At 44.8% G+C, this 513-nt stretch carries 1 pseudogene; it reads left to right on the forward strand.

Annotation, left to right across the window (positions count from 1 at the left end):
* Positions 1–179: 179 nt before the first annotated feature.
* Positions 180–513, forward strand: a pseudogene (locus HMPREF2637_RS11405) (accessory Sec-dependent LPXTG-anchored adhesin); the annotation flags it as partial.

Genomic DNA, 513 nt, shown 5'->3' on the forward strand with positions numbered 1-513 from the left:
AGTCAGCGAGTGTCTCAAGTTCCTTGAGTGAGTCCTTGAAGACAAGCCAATCACAAAGTGAATCCGCTTCAACAAGTGCGTCTTTGAGTACTGTGAAGTCAGCGAGTGTCTCAAGTTCCTTGAGTGAGTCTTTGAAGACTAGCGTTTTTCAAAGTCAGTCAGCCTCAACGAGTGCTTCTTTGAGTACTGAGAAATCAGCGAGTGTTTCAAGTTCCTTGAGTGAGTCCTTGAAGACGAGCGTATCACAGAGTCAATCTGCATCAACAAGTGCATCTTTGAGTACCGTGAAATCAGCGAGTGTTTCAAGTTCCTTGAGTGAGTCTTTGAAGACGAGTGTTTCGCAAAGTCAATCTGCTTCAACGAGTGCGTCTTTGAGTGCCGTGAAATATGAGAGCATTTCAAGTTCCTTGAGTGAGTCCTTGAAGACCAGCGTATCACAAAGTCAATCTGCATCAACAAGTGCGTCTTTAAGTGCTGCTAAGTCAGCGAGTGTCTCAAGTTCCTTGAGTGAGT

This window comes from Streptococcus sp. HMSC065H07 (assembly GCF_001837325.1).
Classification (GTDB): domain Bacteria; phylum Bacillota; class Bacilli; order Lactobacillales; family Streptococcaceae; genus Streptococcus; species Streptococcus salivarius_H.